The sequence below is a fragment of the Bradyrhizobium sp. 197 genome (assembly GCF_023073375.1).
Classification (GTDB): Bacteria; Pseudomonadota; Alphaproteobacteria; order Rhizobiales; family Xanthobacteraceae; genus Bradyrhizobium.
The window spans coordinates 98,678-117,947 of record NZ_JADPJJ010000143.1 but is presented as its reverse complement, the minus strand read 5'-3'; the positions used below and the strand labels follow the sequence as shown (position 1 = coordinate 117,947).

Below are 19,270 nucleotides of genomic sequence, written 5' to 3'. Positions count from 1 at the left end.
TTTGCCCGTGCCTGGGAATGACGGGAGAGTCGTCTCTCGCGCAGGGGCAAGGCCATGAATCTCTCAAAGTTCTTCATCGATCGTCCGATTTTCGCCGGCGTGCTGTCGGTCCTGATCTTCCTCGCCGGCCTGATCTCGCTGTTCGCGATGCCGATCTCGGAATATCCCGACGTCGTGCCGCCCTCGGTGCTGGTGCGTGCGACCTATCCCGGCGCCAATCCGAAGGTGATTGCGGAGACCGTGGCGACGCCGATCGAGGAGCAGATCAACGGTGTCGAGAACATGCTCTACATGTCGAGCCAGGCGACCACCGACGGCGCGATGACGCTGACGGTGACGTTTCGGCTCGGCACCGATCCTGACAAGGCGACGCAGCTGGTGCAGAACCGCGTGCAGCAGGCCGAGCCGCGCCTGCCCGCCGTGGTGCGCCAGCTCGGCATCACCACCAAGAAGTCATCGCCCGACCTCACCATGGTCGTGCATCTGCTGTCTCCGAACAACCGCTACGACATGACGTATTTGCGCAACTACGCCGTGCTCAACGTCAAGGACCGGCTGGCGCGGATCGACGGCGTCGGCGACGTCCAGCTCTACGGCGCCGGCGATTATTCGATGCGGATCTGGGTCGATCCGCAGAAGGCCGCCGAGCACGGCCTGACCGCAAGCGATATCGTCAGATCGATCCAGGCGCAGAACGTCGAGGCCGCCGCCGGCGTGGTCGGCTCTTCCCCCAACGTCAAGGGCATCGACCTGCAACTCTCCGTCAACGCCGAAGGGCGGCTTGCGAACGAGGAGCAGTTCGGCGACATCGTGGTCAAGACCGGCACCCATGGCGAGGTGGTGCGGCTGCGCGACGTCGCACGCATCGAGCTCGGCGCCTCCCAATACGGCCTTCGTTCGCTGCTCGACAACAAGCAGGCGGTGGCGATCCCGATCTTCCAGGCGCCCGGCTCCAATGCGCTCGAGATTTCCGACCACGTTCGCGCCACCATGGCCGAGATCAAGAAGAACATGCCGGAAGGCGTGTCCTACCAGATCGTCTACGACCCCACTCAGTTCGTGCGCTCCTCGATCGAGGCTGTGATCCACACGCTGCTGGAGGCGATCGCGCTGGTGGTGCTGGTGGTGATCCTGTTCCTCCAGACCTGGCGCGCCTCGATCATTCCGCTGCTGGCGGTGCCCGTCTCGATCGTCGGCACCTTCGCCGTGATGCACGTGTTCGGATTCTCCATCAACGCGCTCAGCCTGTTCGGCCTGGTGCTCGCGATCGGAATCGTCGTCGACGACGCCATCGTCGTGGTCGAAAACGTCGAGCGCAACATCGAGGGCGGATTGTCGCCGCGCGATGCGACCTATCAGGCGATGCGTGAGGTGTCCGGCCCGATCATCGCGATCGCGATGGTGCTGATCGCCGTGTTCGTGCCGCTCGCCTTCATCTCCGGCCTCACCGGGCAGTTCTACAAGCAGTTCGCGCTGACGATCGCGATCTCGACCGTGATCTCCGCGGTCAACTCGCTGACACTGTCGCCGGCGCTGTCGGCCTTGCTGCTTAGGGGTCACGACGAGCCTAAGGACCGGCTGACGATCATCATGGAAAAGGGCCTCGGCTGGTTCTTCCGCGGCTTCAACAAAGCGTTCACACGCTCGTCGGAGAATTACAGCGGCACCGTCACCAAAGTGATCTCAGGCAAGGCCGCCGTGATGGGCCTCTATGTGGTCCTGGTCGGCGTGACTGCCTTGCTATTCCAGCAGGTCCCGAGCGGCTTCGTGCCGGGTCAGGACAAGCAATATCTGGTCGGCTTCTCGCGTCTCCCTGATGGTGCAACGCTCGACCGCACCGAAGACGTGATCCGCAAGATGAGCGACATCGCCCTGACCCAGCCCGGTGTCGAGAGCTCGGTGGCATTCCCGGGCCTGTCGATCTCGGGCTTCACCAACTCCTCCAACGCCGGCATCGTGTTCTCGACGCTGAAGCCGTTCGAGGAGCGCAAAGGTGCATCGCTGAGCGGAAATGCAATCGCCGCCGACCTCAACAAGAAGTACGCCGGGATCCAGGAAGCCTTCATCGCCATGTTCCCGCCGCCGCCGGTCAACGGGCTCGGCACCATTGGCGGCTTCAAGCTGCAGATCGAGGATCGCGCCGGTCTCGGCTACGAGGCTCTGAACGAGGCGACCAACTCGTTCGTGGCCGCGATGCAGAAGGCGCCGGAGATCGCCGGTGTGTTCTCGAGCTTCCAGGTCAACGTGCCCCAGCTCTTCGCCGACATCGACCGCACCAAGGCGCTCCAGCTCGGCGTGCCCGTGACGGAGGTGTTCAACACGCTCCAGATCTACCTCGGTTCCTACTACGTCAACGACTTCAACAAGTTCGGCCGCACCTATTCGGTCTATGTCCAGGCCGATGCGCCGTTCCGCGCGCGGGCCGACGACATCAGGCAGCTGAAGGTGCGCTCGTCCTCCGGCGACATGGTGCCGCTGTCGGCGCTCATGACTATCCGCCAGAGCGCAGGCCCTGAACGCGCGATCCGCTACAACGGCTTCCTATCCTCCGACATCAACGCGGCGGCTGCGCCCGGATTCTCTTCCGGTCAGGCGCAGGAAGTCGCGACGCGGATTGCGGCGGAGACATTGCCGCCCGGCTTTGCCTTCGAATGGACCGACCTGACCTATCAGGAGTTCATCGCCGGCAATTCCGGCCTCTGGGTGTTCCCGCTGGCGATCCTGCTGGTGTTCCTGGTGCTGGCCGCGCTCTATGAGAGCCTGACCTTGCCGCTCTCGATCATCATGATCGTGCCGATGGGCCTGCTGGCCGCGATGTTCGGCGTCTGGATCTCCAAGGGCGACAACAACGTCTTCACCCAGATCGGCTTGATCGTGCTGGTGGGACTCTCGGCCAAGAACGCGATCCTGATCGTCGAATTCGCGCGCGAGCTCGAATTCGCAGGCCGCACGCCGATCCGGGCTGCAATCGAGGCGAGTCGCTTACGACTGCGCCCGATCCTGATGACGTCGATGGCGTTCATCATGGGCGTCCTGCCACTGGTGCTCTCGACCGGCGCGGGCTCGGAGATGCGGCGTGCCATGGGCGTCGCCGTGTTCTCCGGGATGATCGGCGTTACCGTGTTCGGCCTGTTCCTGACACCGGTGTTCTACGTGCTGCTGCGGACCGTTACCGGCATGAAGCCGCTGACGCATCACGGCAGCGACACCAGCGCGTCGCCGGTGCAAACCGTCGGGCACTAGACCAGGGAAATCCCCGAGAGCAACAACAGCACGAGCACGGTCTTGCGAAAGACCGTCTCGTTGACCCTGTGGAAGGCGATCACGCCGAGCGCGGAACCTGCGAACAGCGCCGGCAGGCTGACCGCGAGGTCGACGAAGACTTTTGACGAGAGGTCCTGGTGTCCGACCAGCAGGACGATCGCGAAGAGCTGCATTACGGCGATAAACGGTTGCACCAGCCCGCGCTGCTCGCTCTTGGGCATGCCGCGCATGTCGCACCAGATCGTCGGGATCGCGCCGGGCATCGCGGTCAGCCCGCCGACCAGCCCTCCTCCAAACCCGATCAAAGCGACCCAATGCCGCCCGACCGCCGCGCCGGCCGTCACCAGTGTCGGCCGCAGCAGCATGTAAGCGGCATAGAGCGCGACGATGAGGCCGAAGCCGCGCCGGAGCAGATGCGTGTCCGCGGACTGCAACAGCGAGACCGCGATGGGAACGCCGATCAATCCGCCGACGATCAGCATCAGACTGCCCTCCCAGCGGATGTTGCGCCGAAGTGCCCACAGATTGGTGGCCTGCACGCCAATACTGCACGCCATCATCAGCGGCACGGCTTCGAGCGGCTGAAACACCCGAAGCAAAATGGCACCCGCCACCGCCGAGAAGGCAAAACCGGAGAGCCCGGAGACGAAGGCGCCCGGCACCGCGAAAGGTGGCGTTCGCGTCGCGTTCTGAGCCGGCATTAGCCCCGGCGGCTTGAGCGCGACGCCCGTCGGCCGGGCTCCATCCGCCCGGCCGGCGCGTCCTCCGATCGGAGGATGCCGCATGTTTGGGCTGTGGTACGCTTGGTGATATTGATCGCTCAGGCCATTTATAGCCATGCACGGACCGCGGAAATTAGCCGAACTGGTCGAGGCCATCTACGATGCCGGGCTCGATCCCTCGCTGTGGAATAACGTCGTCACCGGCATCCGCGACTTCGTCGGCGGGCAGGCCTGCGGGTTGTTTTCCAAGGATTCGATCAGCAAGTTCGGCGTCACGCACTACGCGATAAAGCTGACGGAAGCGGGATTCGGTCCCGAAATGCTGATGAATCTCGATCGAGAGCCCGGCTGAATCCCTGGAGAGGATGGTCGCGGCACACCCGCCAACGTAATGGGAGACCTGTTCCAGCGCCCCGCTGCGCAGCGCGGGCTCGACTGCCGCGTCGTAGATCTCGCCGAGCAGAGACGAGAACCGATTTGCCTGGAGGATCGTCATCGGCCGGACGACGCAATCTGCGTGTTGCCTGCGCGCGCGAGAGAGAGCGAGAACCGGGAACTGGCGGAGGAGACGGGCCGGCCAATCGCCGCCTTCGACGATGGGAAAACATTGCAACAAAATGCTGGAATATCGAACATCGTCCTTGCGTAACGTCAACCGCAGGATGCGGCTTGGACGTTTTCGCCAAAGACTAGGATAAATGCGAACAGCGGGCGAACTGTGTGCGATGAGTCACGCGCCGGCGCGCACCGCAAGATTTTGTCGCGGCCGATCCTGCCGGCTCCGGCAATTACTTCCGATTCTCCTCGCAGAATTTCAGCGCCGCCAGCGCTTCGCCGGCCCGCGGGATCTGCATCTCGATGCTGTCGTCGTCATCGTCCTCAAAATCGACCGAGAGGCGCTTTGCCTTCGAGAGCCGGTCCATCATCGACTGATCGTATTCGAAGATGCCGCGCACGGTGGTCTTGTCCATGACCTCCCACTTCGCCTTCTTCATGATATCGGCGTCATCGGTGCCGACGTCGGCCCGGAGTATCTCGCCGACCTTGTCCCACTCCCAGCCGTCGTAAATCATCACCATCACGATGGCCTTCTCGGAATAGGTGATCACGATGACGTAGTCGCGATTCTCGTCTTCCTTGTCCTTGTAGCCGCGGCTCGCATTGCAATGCGCGTCCTGCGTACGCTTTTCGATGTTCCAGTCGCCGACCTTGGATTGTTGCGCCTGCACCGGCCTTGCGGTCAAAGCGACCGCGCTCAAGGCGCCGGCCAGCACCCCGGCGGCGAGAAGGAATCGTTTCATGTCAGCCTCCAGCCTGTTCCCGGGCCAAGATGACCACCTCTGCCGATGGCTCGCAAGGGGTTCAGGCGCCTGTGTAGAGTGCGGCCCGTGCCCTACTCCCGACGCGGCACGATCGCGATCGGGGTAAAGGTGTAAACTTCCTCGCCGTTCTGGTTGAACATCGTCCATTTCACCAGCGCGATGCCCTGCGGCTTGGATTTCGACGGCGTCAGGCTCATGACCTCGCCGACCAGATGCAGGCGGTCATCGGGGCGCACCGGGATGGTCCAGCGCAGCCCGTCGACGCCCGCTCCGATCAGCGGATGCAGGCCGAAGGGGCGGGTCTGGATCGCGAGGTTCATGGCAATCGCGGCGGTGTGCCATCCCGAGGCGGCGAGGCCCTTGAACAGGGTCTCCTTGGCGGCCTCGTGGTCCAGGTGCATCGGTTGCGGATCGAACTCAGCCGCGAAACGCTTGATGTCGGCCTCGGTGACGTGAAATTCAGGGGATTTGAACTGCATTCCGATGGTGAGATCGTCGAACCACTCGACCCGCGCCATGATTTCGCCTCGCAATGTGATGCGCCGCTTCCGCGGCTAACAGGATTGAGGAAGAGCGGGATGTAGCGGCTCCGAAACGCACAAACCAGCCAAGGGGGGCCCACGAAACCCGTTTCCCGATACGACGAAACACGCCTGAAACAGATAGCCGGTTATTTAATGGTCAAAATCATACAGGGACGGCCGCCATGCAATTCTTACTCGACCTGATCTGGGATTATTCCTGCTGTCAGCACCTCGTCGCCCTGCCGCCGCAGGAGGACGAGCTATGATCGAGCTGATCTCGGCCCTGCTCGCCCTTTGCAGCGCCGGCGTTTTTGCCGCGCACGCGCTGGATGCCTATCGCACGACGCATTACTGAGCGGTTCGCCTTCCCGGCGCTAGAACGGCCGGCGGTAAAAGTGCTCCGAATGCGTTGCCGGCGGAAACCTGTTGGCGAGCGCCAATGCGCCCCTCTCGTCCGTCTCGAGCGCGATCTTCTGTGCGAGCATCACGTCCCCGGGGACGAGGAAGCCCGACGGGATGAAGCACCACCCCATCGTCGCAATTCCGGCCTCGTCGATCTCATGGACATTGGCGGCCGTGCCATAATGGATGCGATAGGTCTTACCGGTATCGCAGCCGACGACATCGAAATACCGGTATTGCTCGAACTGAGCGCGCTGCGCCGGTGACAGCCATTCGGCCATAAGCCGGCGGCCGCGGGCATCCGGCGTGTTCTCGCCGAAGAAACGCCGATAGAGTTCGCGTAGGGCATGCAGACGCGCACGCGCCGGCCCGCGGAGCCAGACTGCCGCGATCATGAGCAGCTCAAATCAACCGCCGACCAGGCGGGGATAGAACAGCGTCTCCTGCACGGCCGGGTCGAACGATCGGATCCGGGTGACTTCGCCGGGTCCGGTTCGCAGCGCGGCCGTGAAGCCTGCTCCGGTCAGCTCCCGAAAGCGCCGTTCGGCTCGCGCCAACGCTTCGGCATTGCCAGGATCAAACTCGTGGCGCGTGTCGCCAGTCTGGTCCATCACGATCTGGGTCGCCATGTTGAGTCTCCTCATGCCCAGCCCCGAACTGATCAAAGCAAACGTCGTGCTGTCGGTTCCTGATGGCAACAACTTTCTCGTGCTGGCGCATCACGGCTTGCTGAGCTGCTCAACGCGCGGCGGCTGCTCCTCCTCCCTCGTCGATCTGCCGTCCCATCAGGGCGATCGCCTTCTGATAGACGCCGGCAGCATTCCAGGCCTCGATGGCGCCGAAATTCGCCTCACCCGGCTGGTAACCGGCTCCTGCGCGCCAGCCGTGCGCCTTGAGAAAATTTGCCGTCGAGTTCAGCGCATTGGCGGCAACTTCGAGATTGCCGGTGCCATAGGCCAGGATATTCTTGGGCATGAACTGGGTCTGGCCGACTTCGCCGTGCATCGAGCCGCGGGTTGCCCCGGACAGCGTGCCGCGATCGATCAGCTTCAGCGCCGAATAGAGCTGGTCGGTGAAGAATTCGGGACGGCGGCAGTCATAGGCGAGCGTCGCGATCGAGGAGAGCATGTTCTGGTTGCCGCGCTGGCTGCCGAAGCCGGTCTCCATGCCCCAAATCGCAATCAGCGGGCCCGGCGGGACGCCATAGCGCTGCTGGATCGAGGCGAACAAGGCGGCTTGCGATTGCTTGAGCTGGCGCCCCTTGGCAACGATGGTGGTGGCGCCGCGCTTGGCGAGGAACTGGTCGAGCGTCAGCGAGAAACTGCGCTGGCCGCGGTCGGCCGCGATGGTGGCACTGGCGTAATTGGTCTGCATCAAGGCCGAGAGCGCGGTCTGGCCGACACCCTTGCCTTGCGCCTCCGCGCTGAACTCGCGCTTCCAGGCCTCAAAACCCGCCGACGAACTGCCGCATTGCGCGGCCTCGGCCACAGGCGCCAGCGAGAGAAGCAGCGCGGTAGCACCGATCACCGCCTTTGCAACGGTCCTGCCCTTGATCATTCCTCGTTCCTCTCACTTACGCTGCGCGACCCGGCTCGCGCGGACGCATGATCCTACGTCGGCCCTGATCGTCAAGCCCTAGAAGGGGCAACCGGTGCCGGCAAGGCCCTTTGACACCCGGGTGACCGCCTACCCCTGGCCGTTGTGACCGAGCAGGAAATCCACCATGATGCTCTGGTGCTGCTCGTACATGTCCGTGCCGGTTCCTGTCACGCCGCCAAGCTCTCGGGCCGCCGCGATGAAGGGCGAAACTTCCGGCTTGGTGATCACGCAGCCGCAATAGGCCGACGGCGCAAGCCGCGTGACATCGACCGGCAGCGGGTCGCCGTCCGTCATCCCGGCCGGTGTCGCATTGGCGATGAAGTCGAAGCCCGCGGGATCCGCGGTGCCGACCCGCACAGACGCCTTGCCGAGCCCGTTGAGCCGGCCGATCAACGCGTCGCGGCGCTCAGTTGCGCTGTCATGAATTGCGAGTTCGCTCACGCCGGACTCGACCAGCGCAAGTGCAATCGCCGACCCCGCGCCGCCGGCACCGACGAGAAGTGCCCGCATCCCCTTCGGATCGATCCCCTTCGCCCGCGCCGCTCCGACGAAGCCGAGACCGTCCACCATGTCGCCGTGCCAAGAACCGTCGGCGCGCCGCCGCATCAGGTTTACGGTGTGCAGGAAATGTGCGCGCTCCGTCGCACTCGCGCAGGCCTGGTAGCAGGAAAATTTGTGCGGGATGGTCACGACGATGCCGTCGAGATTTTTCAGCCGCGTTGCCACGGAGAGGAAATCGGACAAATCCGCTGGTGCGACCTGAACCGGCACGAGAATGCCGTCGTGCTCCCCTGCGGCGAAGGCGGCGCTGACGCCTGCGGGCGAGCGCACCTGCGCAATGGGATCGCCGACAATGACATAGAGCCGCGTCGCGCCAGATGGTGCCGGGATCATGCCGTTCGAGCCGGAACCGTGGAGCGGTCCGCCTCTCCGGCAATTCCTTGGGTCAATTCCAACCCTGCCAAACTGCCCTCCTTGCGCCACTTGTCGAGTAGCCGCAAGAACGCCACCGGCCCGCGCCAATACTGGCTGTTTCTCGCGGCGATCGGATCGAACACGCCTTCATTGTTGTAATAACCGGGCGTGCACTCCGCGAGATAGGCCTGGCGGCCGAGCGCAGCTTTGACGACCTCGTCGACCCAGGCATTCTCGGCGTCCAGCGTCGGCTCCAGCGTCCGGGCTTTGCGCTTGCGCGCCTCGGCGATCACATAGGCGATGTGCTGCGACTGCTCGTCGATGATGTGCGGGAAGTTGGCGCTCTGGCCGGCCTGCACCGTGACGATCTGGAAGCAGTTCGGGAAGCCGCGGCTGTAGAAGCCGTGCAGCGTCTTGACGCCGTCGCGCCAGCGCGCGGATAGGCTCACACCGTCGCGTCCATACACTTCAAAGCCCATGCGGCGGGCGTAGTCGGTGCCGACCTCGAAGCCGCTGGCATAGACCAGGCAGTCGAGCTCATAGGCCTTGCCGTCGACCACGACGCCATTCTCGGTGATGCGCTCGACGCCCTGCCCCCTGGTGTCGACGAGATGCACGTTGGGACGATTGAAGGTGTCGAGATATTCGTCGTGGAAGCACGGCCGCTTGCAGAACGCCTTGTACCAGGGCTTTAACGCCGAAGCAGTCGCCTCGTCCTTGACGATCGCATCGACGCGTGCCCGGATCTCTTCCATCTTGCGATAGTCGGCCTGCTCGATGACCTTGAGCGCCTCCTCGATCGAGGTCACCGGCTGCTTCTGCCGGCGCGGCGCCAGCAATATCTCGCCGAGCAGGCCGGTCCAGCCGTCCTGCACCAGATCCTGTTCGAATGGCTCGCCGGAGATCACCGCGGTGAAATTGTCCATGCGCTCGCGCTGCCAGCCAGGCTTGAGCCCCTGCGCCCAGCTCTGCTCCGTCGGACGGTCGTCGCGCACCCCGATCGCAGACGGCGTACGCTGGAAGACGTAGAGCTCTTTGGCGGAGCGGCCGAGATGCGGCACGCATTGCACGGCGGTGGCGCCGGTGCCGATGATGCCGACGCGTCTGTCGCCAAGACCGGTCAGACCACCTTCGGCCGTGCCTCCGGTGTAGCCATAGTCCCAGCGGCTGGTGTGGAAGCTGTGTCCCCTGAAGCTTTCTATACCCGGAATGCCAGGCAGCTTCGGACGGCTCAGAGGGCCACCGGCAAGGATGACGAAGCGCGCGCGGATGCGATCACCGCGATCGGTCTCGACCAGCCAGCGCCCCTCCTGCTCCTGCCATTCCATGCGCGCGATGACAGTCTGAAACAGCGCCCGCCCATAGAGACCGAAGTGACGGCCGATGCGGCGCGAATGTTCGTAGATCTCGGGAGCCCGCGCGTATTTGCGCACAGGCATGTAGCCGGTCTCTTCCAGCAGCGGCAGGTAGATGTAGCTCTCGGTATCGCAGGCCGCACCGGGGTAGCGATTCCAGTACCAGGTGCCGCCGAAATCGGCGGCCTTTTCAACGATCCGGAAATCATCGATGCCGGCCGCGCGCAGTCGCGCGCCGCAAAGCAGGCCGCCGAAGCCGCCGCCGACGATGAGCACCTCGGTCTTTTCGCTGACAGCCTCGCGCGCAAATCCGGAATCGGCCCAGGGATCGTCGAGATAGCGCCCGAACTCGCGGGTCACCTCGACATATTGCGCCTTGCCCTCGGTGCGCAGGCGGCGATCGCGCTCGTCGCGATAGCGCGCACGGAGTGCGGCAATGTCGATTGTAGATTCGCCGGCTGCACCGGTCTTGTGTCTTTCCGCTGACATCCGTTTCCTCCCCGGCGGACACTGCTTCGCCGGCAGCTCGCATCACTTAGCCCTGAAAAAGTGACGCATGCAATCACGTCCCTCCCTTTTTGCGTGAACGTCGCGTGGCGTTCCGCTAACCTCGAGCGCACATCACAAGCGTACGCCATGCAACGACATGGCGGTCCGGAGGAACGATGCAGGGATTGATGATGGACATGCCGCTTCTGATCAGCGGCCTGATCCAGTATGCCGCGGATTATCACGGCGAGGCCGAGGTCGTCGCGCGCGAGATCGAGGGCGACATCCATCGCTACACCTATGCGGACGCCCATCCGCGCATCAAGCGCATGGCGCTGGCCTTGAAGCGGCTCGGCATGAAGGCCGGCGACCGCGTCGGCACGCTGGCGTGGAATACGCACCGTCACTTCGAGATGTTCTACGCCGCGCCGGGCATGGGCTATGTGCTGCACACCGTCAACCCGCGGCTGTTTCCCGAACAGCTCGTCTACATCGTCAATCACGCCGAGGACCGGCTGCTGTTCATCGACCGCGCTACGCTGCCGATCGTGGAGGCGATCGCGCCGCAGCTCAAATCGATCGAAGCCTATGTCGTGATGTCCTCGCGCGAGCGAATGCCGGAAACCAAGCTTGGCAACGTCCATTGCTACGAGGAGCTTCTGGGACGAGAGAACGACGCCGGCTTCGCCTGGCCGGAGTTCGACGAAAAATCGGCATCCACGATCTGTTACACCTCGGGCACGACGGGCAATCCGAAGGGCGTGATCTATTCGCACCGCGCCGCGATCCTGCAGACCATGACCTGCTCCAGCTTCGACTTCCTGCCGGGCCATGTCGAAGGCGTGCGCGAGGTGATGATGCCGATGGCGCCGCTGTTCCACGGCAACGGCTGGAACATGCCGTTCACCGCGCCCTATACCGGATCGAAACTGGTGCTGCCTGGTCGCAATTACGAGCCGGACAAGCTCTACGAGCTGCTCGAAGGCGAGAAGGTGACGCTGTCGGCGGGCGTGCCGAGCTTCTGGCTGATCCTGCTCGACTGGCTCGGACGCACCGGCAACAGATTCTCGACATTGCGCGCAACGCTGTCGTCAGGCTCGGCGCCGCCGCGCGCCATGGTCGAGAAGCTCAAGCGCGACTACGACGTCGACTACATCCAGGCCTGGGGCATGACCGAGGCCCTGGGCTGCTCGATGCCGGGCTTGCGGCCGGGCTCCGAGCATCTCGACGACAAGGAGAAGTTCGACCGCCGCCAGGTGTCCGGTCGCGCCTGCTTCGGCACCGCGCTGCGCATCGTCGACGACGGTGGCACCGAGCTGCCGCGCGATGGCAAGAGTGTCGGCCATCTGCGCGCGCGGGGACCGTGGGTTGCCTCCGGCTACATGAAGCTCGACGAAGGCCTCGACAGCGACGGCTGGCTGATCACCGGCGACATGGCGGTGATCGATCCACAGGGCCACGTCACGCTGACCGACCGCTCCAAGGACGTGATCAAGTCCGGCGGCGAGTGGATCTCCTCGATCCAGCTCGAGGACGTCGCCTTGTCTCACCCCGATGTGTTGCAAGCCGCCGTGGTCGCGATCAACCACCAGAAATGGCAGGAGCGGCCCCTGCTCCTCGTGGTCCGCAAGAAGGGCGCGAACGTTGACGGCAAGACTTTGCTCGATCACATGCGTCCGAAGATCGCGAGCTGGTGGATGCCTGACGCCGTCGAGTTCATGGACGAATTCCCGATGACCGGCACCGGCAAGGTACTCAAATCAGCGCTGCGCGAGAAATTCAGAGAGTACCGCGTCGCCTGAGCCGACCGCCCGATCGCGCAACCGGCTTGTCTATCGATCAAGGAGACGAAAGATGCTCTACCCGATGTCGCCGAAAGTCGTCGAGCTCAAGCGCAAGCTCGAAAGTTTCATGGACCTGCACATCTATCCGAACGAGGAGCGCTTCTATCGCGAGACGGAAGAACTCGGGCCGTGGAAGGTCTATCCGGTTGTCGAGGAGCTGAAGCCGCTGGCGCGCGCCGAAGGTCTCTGGAACCTGTTCCTGCCGGAATCCAGTCACGGCGCGGGCCTGACCAATCTCGAATATGCCCCGCTCTGCGAGGTCATGGGCCGCTCGCATCTCGCGCCGGAAGTGTTCAACTGTTCGGCGCCCGACACCGGCAACATGGAGGTGCTGGAGCGCTACGGCACGGAGAAGGACAAGGAGCGCTGGCTGAAGCCGCTGCTCGCAGGCGAAATCCGCTCCTGCTTCGCCATGACCGAGCCTGCGGTCGCCTCATCCGATGCGACCAACATCGAGAGTTCGATCGTCCGCGACGGCGACCATTACGTCATCAACGGCCGCAAATGGTACACGACCAACGCGACCGACCCGCGCTGCAAGATCTGCATCTTCATGGGCAAGACCGATCCTGACAATGCAGACCGCCACAAGCAGCAATCCATGATCCTGGTGCCGATGGAGACATCAGGCGTCGAGATCAAGCGTGCCCTGCCCGTGTTCGGCTTCTACGGCGTGCCCGACCGTGCCTCCGAGGTCGTCTTCACCAATGTGCGGGTTCCCAAGGAAAACATGCTGCTCGGCGAGGGCCGCGGTTTCGAGATCGCGCAGGGACGCCTCGGCCCCGGCCGCATCCACCATTGCATGCGGCTGATCGGGCTCTCCGAACGCACGCTGGAAAAGATGTGCCGCCGGGTGCGCAGTCGCGTCGCCTTCGGCAAGCCGGTTTCCGAGCAGACGGTGACGCAGGAGCGCATCGCAGAAGCCCGCATCATGATCGAGCAGGCCCGACTGCTGACCCTCAACGCCGCCTATGCGATGGACATCGTCGGCAACAAGGTGGCGAAAGCCGAGATCGCGATGATCAAGGTCGCCGTGCCCAACATGGCCTGCCAGATCATCGACTGGGCGATCCAGGCGCACGGCGGCGGCGGCACGTCGAACGATTTTGGATTAACGCAGGCCTATGCGACCGCGCGCTTGCTGCGCCTCGCCGACGGCCCCGACGAGGTCCATCGCAATCAGATCGCACGGTTCGAACTGAAGAAATATTCGAACGCTTGAATCGAGCGATGGCAATCGCGCCTAGTTCAGCACCTCCACCGTCGCCGAGCGTCCCGCGACCAGCGACATATTCTCAGGCACCGGATCCAGCACGATGCGTACCGGCACGCGCTGGGCGAGGCGGACCCAGCTGAAGGTCGGGTTGACGTTCGCAAGCAGGCTTGGCCCCTCAGCACGGTCGCGGTCCTCGATGCCGGCGGCGATGCTCTCGACACGGCCTGGCAGCATGACCTTCTCGCCCATCAGGCGGACCTGGACCTTGTCGCCGATACGAATGCGCGCAAGTTTTGTCTCCTCGAAGTAGCCTTCCACATGCAGCGTGTCGGTGTCGACGAGTGCCATCACGCCTTTCCCGGCCGTCACGTAAGCGCCGGGACGCAAATCCATGTTGGTGATCACGCCATTCACGGAGGCGTGGACTTCGCTGCGATCGAGGTTGAGCTGGGCGACCGCGCGGTCGGCGACGGCCGCATCGAACGCCGCCTTGGCCTGGAGCTGGGTGGCCAGCACCTGCTCCTGCTTCTGCTGCGACACGGCGTCGGTCGTCAACGCGTTGTAGCGCTTCAGATCGGCATTGGCCTGGTCGAGCGTCGCCTGATGACCGGCCACCGATGCATCGGCTTGCCGCAACGCCAGCGCAAAACGTTCACGGTCGATCCGGAACAACACGTCGCCGCGATGGACCTTCTGGTTGTCCTTCACCAGCACTTCGGTCACGAAGCCCGACACATCGGGCGCGACCTGCACCACATCGGCACGCACGCGGCCGTCGCGGGTCCACGGCTGCTCCATATAATAGACCCAGAGCTCACGGCCGACAGCGAGCGCCGCGACGATGGCAAGCGCGGTGAGTGCAAGGCGACCGAGCCAGGCAAAATTCCCCTTCATGGCAAAAACTCCGAGAGATAGACGACGACGCCGAGAAGGCAGACGAAGATCGCGAAATCGAACAGCGCGCGATGCCAAACCAGCCGATAAAGATCGAAGCGCTGCATGAGCCGGCGAAGCACGGCGCTCAATGCATAGGCGATGATGATCCACAACAGCAGCGCCGGCACGAGCACGCCGTAGATGTCGATCTGATATCTCATGCCGCCACACTCTCGCCTGCGCGCGGCCGATAGGCCGGTGCGTCCGGAAACAGGCCGCGGCGGATGCCGACGAGGCCGATCAGGGCATCCTCGCGCGCTGTTTCGTTGGGATCCTTCACCGCGCGGGCCAGCGCGCGATCGACGCTGGTCAGGAGTTCGACCGGCATTCCATCGCCGGCATATTTGCGGCAGGCGATGGCGAGCTGGTCGAGCATGTCGTCGATGACGGAAATGGTCGATGCCGCGAGGCCATAGCGAGCGCGTCGCAGGTCGATGATGTTGATTCCGATGCGAAGCTGAACGAGGCTGTCGGTATCGCGGCGGTCACTCTCGGACAGAAAGGCGATGCGTTGCACCAACAACCCGAGCCGGTGCAGCATGAGGCCGGCAAACTCCGCCCGGTCGCGGTTGCCGCGGCGCTCGGCAGCGACCGCGAGCGTCGTCCAGTTCGACAGCACCAGGCGATTGGCGATCCACTCGGCCCCCACCCCACGTGCGATGCGCGTCACGAGTTCGGCGATGGCCACGCCGACAAAGAAGGCGACCGCCGAATTGGCGTAAGACGCGAAATCCGCGCTGTAGGTCGATTGCAGCGCCAGCAGCGTCGCCGTGTTGGCCGCGAGCGCCATGCCGGTGCCGGCTGTCGCCGGCCGCGCAATCAGGAAGCCGTAGAGCAAGAAGGTCGGCGCGAGCGCGGCGACAAGCACCTCAATATGAGAAATCGCAGGCACCAGCGCGAACAAATAGACCGCGACGACCACAATGGCGACCAGCGACCACAGGCCAAAGCTACGGATGAAGCGTGCGGGCTCGTCCTGCGCGGCGAAGAAGGAACACGCGACCGCAGCCATCATCGGCGCCGACGCACCGTCAGGCCAGCCGGTCCCGATCCAGAACGCGCAGCAGATCAGGATGGCCGTGGCCGCACCGGCCGCCGACCACAAAGCAAGGCCGCGGTCGCGATGACGCACGGGCGCGGCGCCGGCCTCGGAATGAAAGGCCAAATCGAGGGTTGAAACATTGCTGCCTTCGGCAATCGCCTCGGTCAACGCCCGGCAATCGCGTGATAGGTCGACCAGGTCGCGCAGCCGCGACAGCAGGCTCGTGGTGATGATCCGCTCCCAGGACGCCTTGTCATCGAGCACCGCCTGCCGCTCCGCGATGACGGCGCGGATCCGCTCGGCCGGCTGCCGTGCGCTGAGGTCGCTCGTGATCCATTGCGCCAGATCCTGCAGCAGCCGCTTCAGCTCCGGCTGCCGGCGCAGTGCCTCCTCACCTAACGCGGCCAGCCGATCCTCGAGCGAGGCGATCACCGGCAACAGCATCAGCATGCGCAAGCGGATTTCACCGAGGCCACTCACCGCATTGCGATCGGTCAGCCGGTCATAGGCAAGGTGGGTGGAGAGCGTGTCGATCTCGACGATGTCGGTTGCGAGCTTGAGGCGCCTGGGGCGGCGGGATTCGCTGGTGCCCTCGCGCAACAGCACGGCCTGGCTGAGACGGCGCGCATCAGACAGCCAGAGATCGACACGGCTCGCAACCGCAGGTGCAACGCTGCGGGGGAGGATGATGGTGGAGACGAGGCTGGCGCAGATGATGCCGAGCGAAATCTCTTCGACCCGAGATACCGCCGTGTCAAAGATGGCGCCAGGCTCGGATACAGCGGGAAAGCCGATCAGCGCGACAGTGTAGCCGGCCAGCATGAAGACATAGCTGCGCGGCGTGCCGTCGAGCAGCGACAGATAAAGGCAGAGCCCGACCCAGAGCGCGATCGCAAGGCACAGAAGCTCGGGCGAATTGATCAGGTTCGGCACCAATGCCACCGTCATGATCGCGCCGACCAGCGTGCCCATCACCCGGAAGAATGCCTTCGAGCTGGTCGCACCCGCCAGCGGCTGCGAGGTGATGTAGACGGTGGCCATCGCCCAATAGGGCCGTGGCAAGTCCATCGCCAGCGCGATGACGAGCGCCAGGATTGACGCGGCAAACGTCTTCAACGCGAAAATGAGGTCCGCGTGGCGGACCAGGAACGGCTCGTCTGCGCGCATGACTATTTCGCCTCTGGAAACGTCTTTGGAAGTGCCTTGGCTTCCTGCAGGCGACTGGCCCGCTGCTCGATGCGCTGAAGAGTCTCGAAGGTTATCGCAAGTTCCTCGGGCCCGACATCCCTGAGGAGACTGGCCCGAACGCGCCGCAGAATCCGGTTGGTCTCCTCGACCTTGGCATCGCCCGCCTTGGTTAGATGTAGCGTTTTGGCACGGCGGTCGGTTGGGTCTTCCCGGCGTTCAACCAGACCCTCGGCCTGGAGCAGGTCGATCAGCCGGACCAGCGATGGCCCCTCGATACCGAGCTCGTCGGCGAGCACACCCTGCCGGACGTTCGCACCCTGGCGCGACAACACCAGCAGCGGGATAGCCGTCGCATAGGACAGGCCGTGATCGGACAACGCCTGATCCGACTCGCGCCGCCAGATCCGGCCAAGGCGCGTGACCAGCCGGCCGATTTCGGCGTGGATATGAGCCTGCGAAGGAGTCATGCAAATTAGATAGGACGCGAACTATTAGTCTGCGACTATATAGCATCATATATTCAGCCGATCACGCAAAAGCGAACAAGGACAGTGCAGACGGGACCGGATTCCGCGACGGACGGAACTGCCCGGCATTCGCTACGCCTGGCGCTTGCTCGGCCTGCTCATCGTACGCTAACGGAGGAATTGTCGCGCAGCACGGCGATCAACCGCCAGGGCATGATCAGGGGCCTCAATCAGTCGCTGATGTCAGGCGCCAATATCAGCGCCCCACTAATAAGCGGCGCGCCGATCGGCCATCGGCTCTTCGTCTCGTGGCCGTTGGCAATGGCTGCGATCGCGGCAATCGGCGTGGCGCTGGCCGGCCAACTCCTCGACACGCCGCGGACGCGCTAGCGCCCTTGCCTCAGTTCACCGCATACACATCAGGATCAAAGCTGGAGCTCGGCTTCTTGAAGGCGTTGCGCAGGGCCGGTGACATCGGGACGTTGTAGTTGAGGCCGCTCGGCGGCGTCGGCGATTGCAGCCACTTCTTGTAGAGGACCTCGATCTCCGGGCTCGCGTACAGCTCCGCAGTCGCGCGGTCGGCGAGCGCCTTGAACGGCGCGTCCTCCCGCCGCAGCATGATCCCGTAAGGCTCCGGCTTCGAGAACGTCTCCTCGCTGATCATGAACAGCTGCGGCTCCTTCGAGCGCGCGATCGCGACTGCGAGCTGCACGTCGTCGAGCGCGTAGGCCTGCGCGCGGTCGGTTTCCAGCAACAGGAAGGCCTCGGCCTGGTCCTTGGCCGGCATCACGTTGATGCCGAGATTGCGCTCGGTGTTGACCTTGGCGAGCTGCGTCAAATTGACCGAGCCGGCCACTGCCGTCACCGCCTTGCCTTTGAGATCGTCAATGGTGTTGATCTTCGCGGCTTTCTTGGCCGCAAATCGCGTTGCGCTGAGGAAGTGCGTATTGGTGAAGGCGACCTGCTTTTGCCGATCGGCGTTGTTGGTGGTGGCCGAGCAATGCAGATCGAGCGTGCCGTTGACCATCAGCGGAATCCGGTTCGACGACGTCACGGCGAGAGTGTCGATCGCGATGTCGGGCATGCCGAGCTGCTTCTTCACGGCGTCGACGATCTTGAGGCAGATGTCCATGGCGAAGCCGACCGGCTTCTGGTTTCCGTCCAGATAGCTGAACGGGACCGAGGCCTCCTGATAACCCAACGTGATCTTCCTGGTCTCCTTGACCTTCTGGAGCGTGCCCGTGAGATCTTCGGCTGAGGCGGCAGTCGCAAGGCATGTGAGGGCCAGGACAACGGTGGGTAAACGCATCGGGGGCTCCAAAAGAAACTTGCGCGTCCATGCCGGGCGCAGCAATCGCAAGGTTGATAGCGCAGGCGCGCGCCAGCCGCCAGCAGCCGTTTGTCTCCGTGAAATCGGGTCGGCTCGAGCGCCGGGACGGCTCTTACGCGTCGATGCCACGCTGGATCAAGATGCGCTCGGCGCTATCATTCCAGACGTCCATCTTGGTGATCTTGCCGTTCCGCACCACAAAGCGGTCCACGTAGCGGTTGCCCTCGAAGGCGGTCCCATCCTTCCATTCGCCGTAGAGCGTGCCGACGCTATAGACCACGGTCTCGCCGTCGCCGGGGCAGACGTCGAACCGGTCCATCTTCTTCTTGACCCAACGGTAACGCTTGGCGTTGAAGGAGGTCGGGCCGCGCGGATGATCGAACTCGCGCCCGCCGGTAAAGGTGATCACCGTGCCCGGCGCCATGTAGGCCGCCGCGGCATCCGGATCGGGGATCATGGATGCGGTGAGATAGGCTTCCACGATCGCGGCATCGGACAATGGATCGGCTTCAGCTCTTGCGGCAACGGACATGGCTCATTCTCCCGGGGTTTGCGCAATATTAACCCCGCTCCCGGGGAACACGTGCATATATTTTGAACATTTCCCTCGCTACACTGCCGACAGTCCGGAGCCGCCGATCCCGGCCGATTGCTC

The 19,270-nt window shown here is 63.8% G+C and carries 19 protein-coding genes and 2 pseudogenes; 6 read left to right on the top strand and 15 right to left on the bottom strand.

Going from position 1 to position 19,270, the window contains the following annotated elements; all coding sequences use genetic code 11:
* Positions 1-54 precede the first annotated feature (54 nt).
* Complete coding sequence (locus IVB27_RS31915) at positions 55-3,243, top strand: efflux RND transporter permease subunit (RefSeq protein WP_247446772.1); 3,189 nt, start codon at positions 55-57, stop codon at positions 3,241-3,243.
* On the opposite strand, the gene IVB27_RS31910 is transcribed toward IVB27_RS31915, so the two are convergent.
* The gene (locus tag IVB27_RS31910) at positions 3,240-3,965 is read right to left on the bottom strand and encodes a sulfite exporter TauE/SafE family protein (protein ID WP_247447000.1); all 726 of its coding nucleotides are present in this window, start codon (positions 3,963-3,965) and stop codon (positions 3,240-3,242) included. The genes IVB27_RS31915 and IVB27_RS31910 overlap by 4 nt on opposite strands.
* Positions 3,966-4,101: 136 nt before the next feature.
* Here IVB27_RS31910 and IVB27_RS31905 point away from each other — a divergent pair.
* Positions 4,102-4,269 (top strand): annotated as a pseudogene (locus IVB27_RS31905) (LuxR family transcriptional regulator); the annotation flags it as partial.
* Here IVB27_RS31905 and IVB27_RS31900 read toward each other — a convergent pair.
* Positions 4,270-4,482 (bottom strand): annotated as a pseudogene (locus IVB27_RS31900) (LuxR family transcriptional regulator); the annotation flags it as partial. It abuts the pseudogene before it with no gap.
* Here IVB27_RS31900 and IVB27_RS31895 point away from each other — a divergent pair.
* Complete coding sequence (locus IVB27_RS31895) at positions 4,378-4,635, top strand: hypothetical protein (RefSeq protein ID WP_247446771.1); 258 nt, start codon at positions 4,378-4,380, stop codon at positions 4,633-4,635. The pseudogene IVB27_RS31900 and the gene IVB27_RS31895 overlap by 105 nt on opposite strands.
* A 139-nt stretch (positions 4,636-4,774) precedes the next feature.
* Here IVB27_RS31895 and IVB27_RS31890 read toward each other — a convergent pair whose 3' ends face one another.
* From IVB27_RS31890 to IVB27_RS31860, 7 genes are all read right to left on the bottom strand, one after another.
* Positions 4,775-5,287, bottom strand: a complete 513-nt coding sequence (locus tag IVB27_RS31890; protein ID WP_247345677.1) for a hypothetical protein — start codon at positions 5,285-5,287, stop codon at positions 4,775-4,777.
* A 92-nt stretch (positions 5,288-5,379) separates the two neighbouring features.
* Complete coding sequence (locus IVB27_RS31885) at positions 5,380-5,826, bottom strand: MaoC family dehydratase (protein ID WP_247345672.1); 447 nt, start codon at positions 5,824-5,826, stop codon at positions 5,380-5,382.
* Positions 5,827-6,206: 380 nt separating this feature from the next.
* Positions 6,207-6,629, bottom strand: a complete 423-nt coding sequence (locus tag IVB27_RS31880; protein ID WP_247345670.1) for a hypothetical protein — start codon at positions 6,627-6,629, stop codon at positions 6,207-6,209.
* Positions 6,630-6,641: 12 nt separating this feature from the next.
* Complete coding sequence (locus IVB27_RS31875; protein ID WP_247345667.1) at positions 6,642-6,863, bottom strand: hypothetical protein; 222 nt, start codon at positions 6,861-6,863, stop codon at positions 6,642-6,644.
* Positions 6,864-6,972: 109 nt separating this feature from the next.
* A complete protein-coding gene (locus tag IVB27_RS31870) occupies positions 6,973-7,791 on the bottom strand; it encodes a lytic murein transglycosylase (protein ID WP_247345664.1) in 819 nt (272 codons plus the stop codon).
* 129 nt (positions 7,792-7,920) lie between these two features.
* The gene (locus IVB27_RS31865) at positions 7,921-8,727 is read right to left on the bottom strand and encodes a shikimate dehydrogenase family protein (protein ID WP_247446770.1); all 807 of its coding nucleotides are present in this window, start codon (positions 8,725-8,727) and stop codon (positions 7,921-7,923) included.
* A complete protein-coding gene (locus IVB27_RS31860) occupies positions 8,724-10,592 on the bottom strand; it encodes a flavin-containing monooxygenase (protein ID WP_247446769.1) in 1,869 nt (622 codons plus the stop codon). The genes IVB27_RS31865 and IVB27_RS31860 overlap by 4 nt, the downstream gene beginning before the upstream one ends.
* A gap of 176 nt (positions 10,593-10,768) precedes the next feature.
* Between IVB27_RS31860 and IVB27_RS31855 the strand changes: the two genes are divergently transcribed.
* Entirely contained in the window at positions 10,769-12,394 is a 1,626-nt protein-coding gene (locus IVB27_RS31855; protein WP_247446768.1) for a long-chain fatty acid--CoA ligase, read from the top strand.
* Between the two features lie 52 nt (positions 12,395-12,446).
* Positions 12,447-13,658: an acyl-CoA dehydrogenase family protein gene (locus IVB27_RS31850; RefSeq protein ID WP_247446767.1), complete on the top strand. Its 1,212-nt coding sequence runs from the start codon at positions 12,447-12,449 to the stop codon at positions 13,656-13,658.
* 21 nt (positions 13,659-13,679) lie between these two features.
* Here IVB27_RS31850 and IVB27_RS31845 read toward each other — a convergent pair whose 3' ends face one another.
* The 4 genes from IVB27_RS31845 to IVB27_RS31830 are packed head-to-tail and all read right to left on the bottom strand — an operon-like array spanning position 13,680 to position 17,285.
* A complete protein-coding gene (locus IVB27_RS31845; protein WP_247446766.1) occupies positions 13,680-14,546 on the bottom strand; it encodes an efflux RND transporter periplasmic adaptor subunit in 867 nt (288 codons plus the stop codon).
* A complete protein-coding gene (locus tag IVB27_RS31840; RefSeq protein WP_247446765.1) occupies positions 14,543-14,749 on the bottom strand; it encodes a DUF1656 domain-containing protein in 207 nt (68 codons plus the stop codon). The genes IVB27_RS31845 and IVB27_RS31840 overlap by 4 nt, the downstream gene beginning before the upstream one ends.
* Positions 14,746-16,797: an FUSC family protein gene (locus IVB27_RS31835; protein WP_247446764.1), complete on the bottom strand. Its 2,052-nt coding sequence runs from the start codon at positions 16,795-16,797 to the stop codon at positions 14,746-14,748. Before IVB27_RS31835 ends, IVB27_RS31840 begins: the two co-directional genes overlap by 4 nt.
* A 2-nt stretch (positions 16,798-16,799) precedes the next feature.
* The gene (locus tag IVB27_RS31830; RefSeq protein ID WP_247446763.1) at positions 16,800-17,285 is read right to left on the bottom strand and encodes a MarR family winged helix-turn-helix transcriptional regulator; all 486 of its coding nucleotides are present in this window, start codon (positions 17,283-17,285) and stop codon (positions 16,800-16,802) included.
* A gap of 180 nt (positions 17,286-17,465) precedes the next feature.
* On the opposite strand from IVB27_RS31830, the gene IVB27_RS31825 reads away from it, so the two are divergent.
* Positions 17,466-17,675: a hypothetical protein gene (locus IVB27_RS31825; protein ID WP_247446762.1), complete on the top strand. Its 210-nt coding sequence runs from the start codon at positions 17,466-17,468 to the stop codon at positions 17,673-17,675.
* A gap of 10 nt (positions 17,676-17,685) precedes the next feature.
* Here IVB27_RS31825 and IVB27_RS31820 read toward each other — a convergent pair whose 3' ends face one another.
* Together IVB27_RS31820 and IVB27_RS31815 are read right to left on the bottom strand one after the other, a co-directional pair.
* A complete protein-coding gene (locus IVB27_RS31820) occupies positions 17,686-18,594 on the bottom strand; it encodes an amino acid ABC transporter substrate-binding protein (protein ID WP_247446761.1) in 909 nt (302 codons plus the stop codon).
* Positions 18,595-18,727: 133 nt separating this feature from the next.
* Complete coding sequence (locus IVB27_RS31815; protein ID WP_247446760.1) at positions 18,728-19,147, bottom strand: nuclear transport factor 2 family protein; 420 nt, start codon at positions 19,145-19,147, stop codon at positions 18,728-18,730.
* Positions 19,148-19,270: the final 123 nt, after the last annotated feature.

Bases quoted from the DNA above. Each gene is read 5' to 3' on its own strand.
- IVB27_RS31915 (WP_247446772.1), top strand. From the start codon at position 55: ATGAATCTCTCAAAGTTCTTCATCGATCGTCCGATTTTCGCCGGCGTG.
- IVB27_RS31910 (WP_247447000.1), bottom strand. From the start codon at position 3,965: ATGCCGGCTCAGAACGCGACGCGAACGCCACCTTTCGCGGTGCCGGGC.
- IVB27_RS31895 (WP_247446771.1), top strand. From the start codon at position 4,378: ATGGGAGACCTGTTCCAGCGCCCCGCTGCGCAGCGCGGGCTCGACTGC.
- IVB27_RS31890 (WP_247345677.1), bottom strand. From the start codon at position 5,287: ATGAAACGATTCCTTCTCGCCGCCGGGGTGCTGGCCGGCGCCTTGAGC.
- IVB27_RS31885 (WP_247345672.1), bottom strand. From the start codon at position 5,826: ATGGCGCGGGTCGAGTGGTTCGACGATCTCACCATCGGAATGCAGTTC.
- IVB27_RS31880 (WP_247345670.1), bottom strand. From the start codon at position 6,629: ATGATCGCGGCAGTCTGGCTCCGCGGGCCGGCGCGTGCGCGTCTGCAT.
- IVB27_RS31875 (WP_247345667.1), bottom strand. From the start codon at position 6,863: ATGGCGACCCAGATCGTGATGGACCAGACTGGCGACACGCGCCACGAG.
- IVB27_RS31870 (WP_247345664.1), bottom strand. From the start codon at position 7,791: ATGATCAAGGGCAGGACCGTTGCAAAGGCGGTGATCGGTGCTACCGCG.
- IVB27_RS31865 (WP_247446770.1), bottom strand. From the start codon at position 8,727: ATGATCCCGGCACCATCTGGCGCGACGCGGCTCTATGTCATTGTCGGC.
- IVB27_RS31860 (WP_247446769.1), bottom strand. From the start codon at position 10,592: ATGTCAGCGGAAAGACACAAGACCGGTGCAGCCGGCGAATCTACAATC.
- IVB27_RS31855 (WP_247446768.1), top strand. From the start codon at position 10,769: ATGCAGGGATTGATGATGGACATGCCGCTTCTGATCAGCGGCCTGATC.
- IVB27_RS31850 (WP_247446767.1), top strand. From the start codon at position 12,447: ATGCTCTACCCGATGTCGCCGAAAGTCGTCGAGCTCAAGCGCAAGCTC.
- IVB27_RS31845 (WP_247446766.1), bottom strand. From the start codon at position 14,546: ATGAAGGGGAATTTTGCCTGGCTCGGTCGCCTTGCACTCACCGCGCTT.
- IVB27_RS31840 (WP_247446765.1), bottom strand. From the start codon at position 14,749: ATGAGATATCAGATCGACATCTACGGCGTGCTCGTGCCGGCGCTGCTG.
- IVB27_RS31835 (WP_247446764.1), bottom strand. From the start codon at position 16,797: ATGCGCGCAGACGAGCCGTTCCTGGTCCGCCACGCGGACCTCATTTTC.
- IVB27_RS31830 (WP_247446763.1), bottom strand. From the start codon at position 17,285: ATGACTCCTTCGCAGGCTCATATCCACGCCGAAATCGGCCGGCTGGTC.
- IVB27_RS31820 (WP_247446761.1), bottom strand. From the start codon at position 18,594: ATGCGTTTACCCACCGTTGTCCTGGCCCTCACATGCCTTGCGACTGCC.
- IVB27_RS31815 (WP_247446760.1), bottom strand. From the start codon at position 19,147: ATGTCCGTTGCCGCAAGAGCTGAAGCCGATCCATTGTCCGATGCCGCG.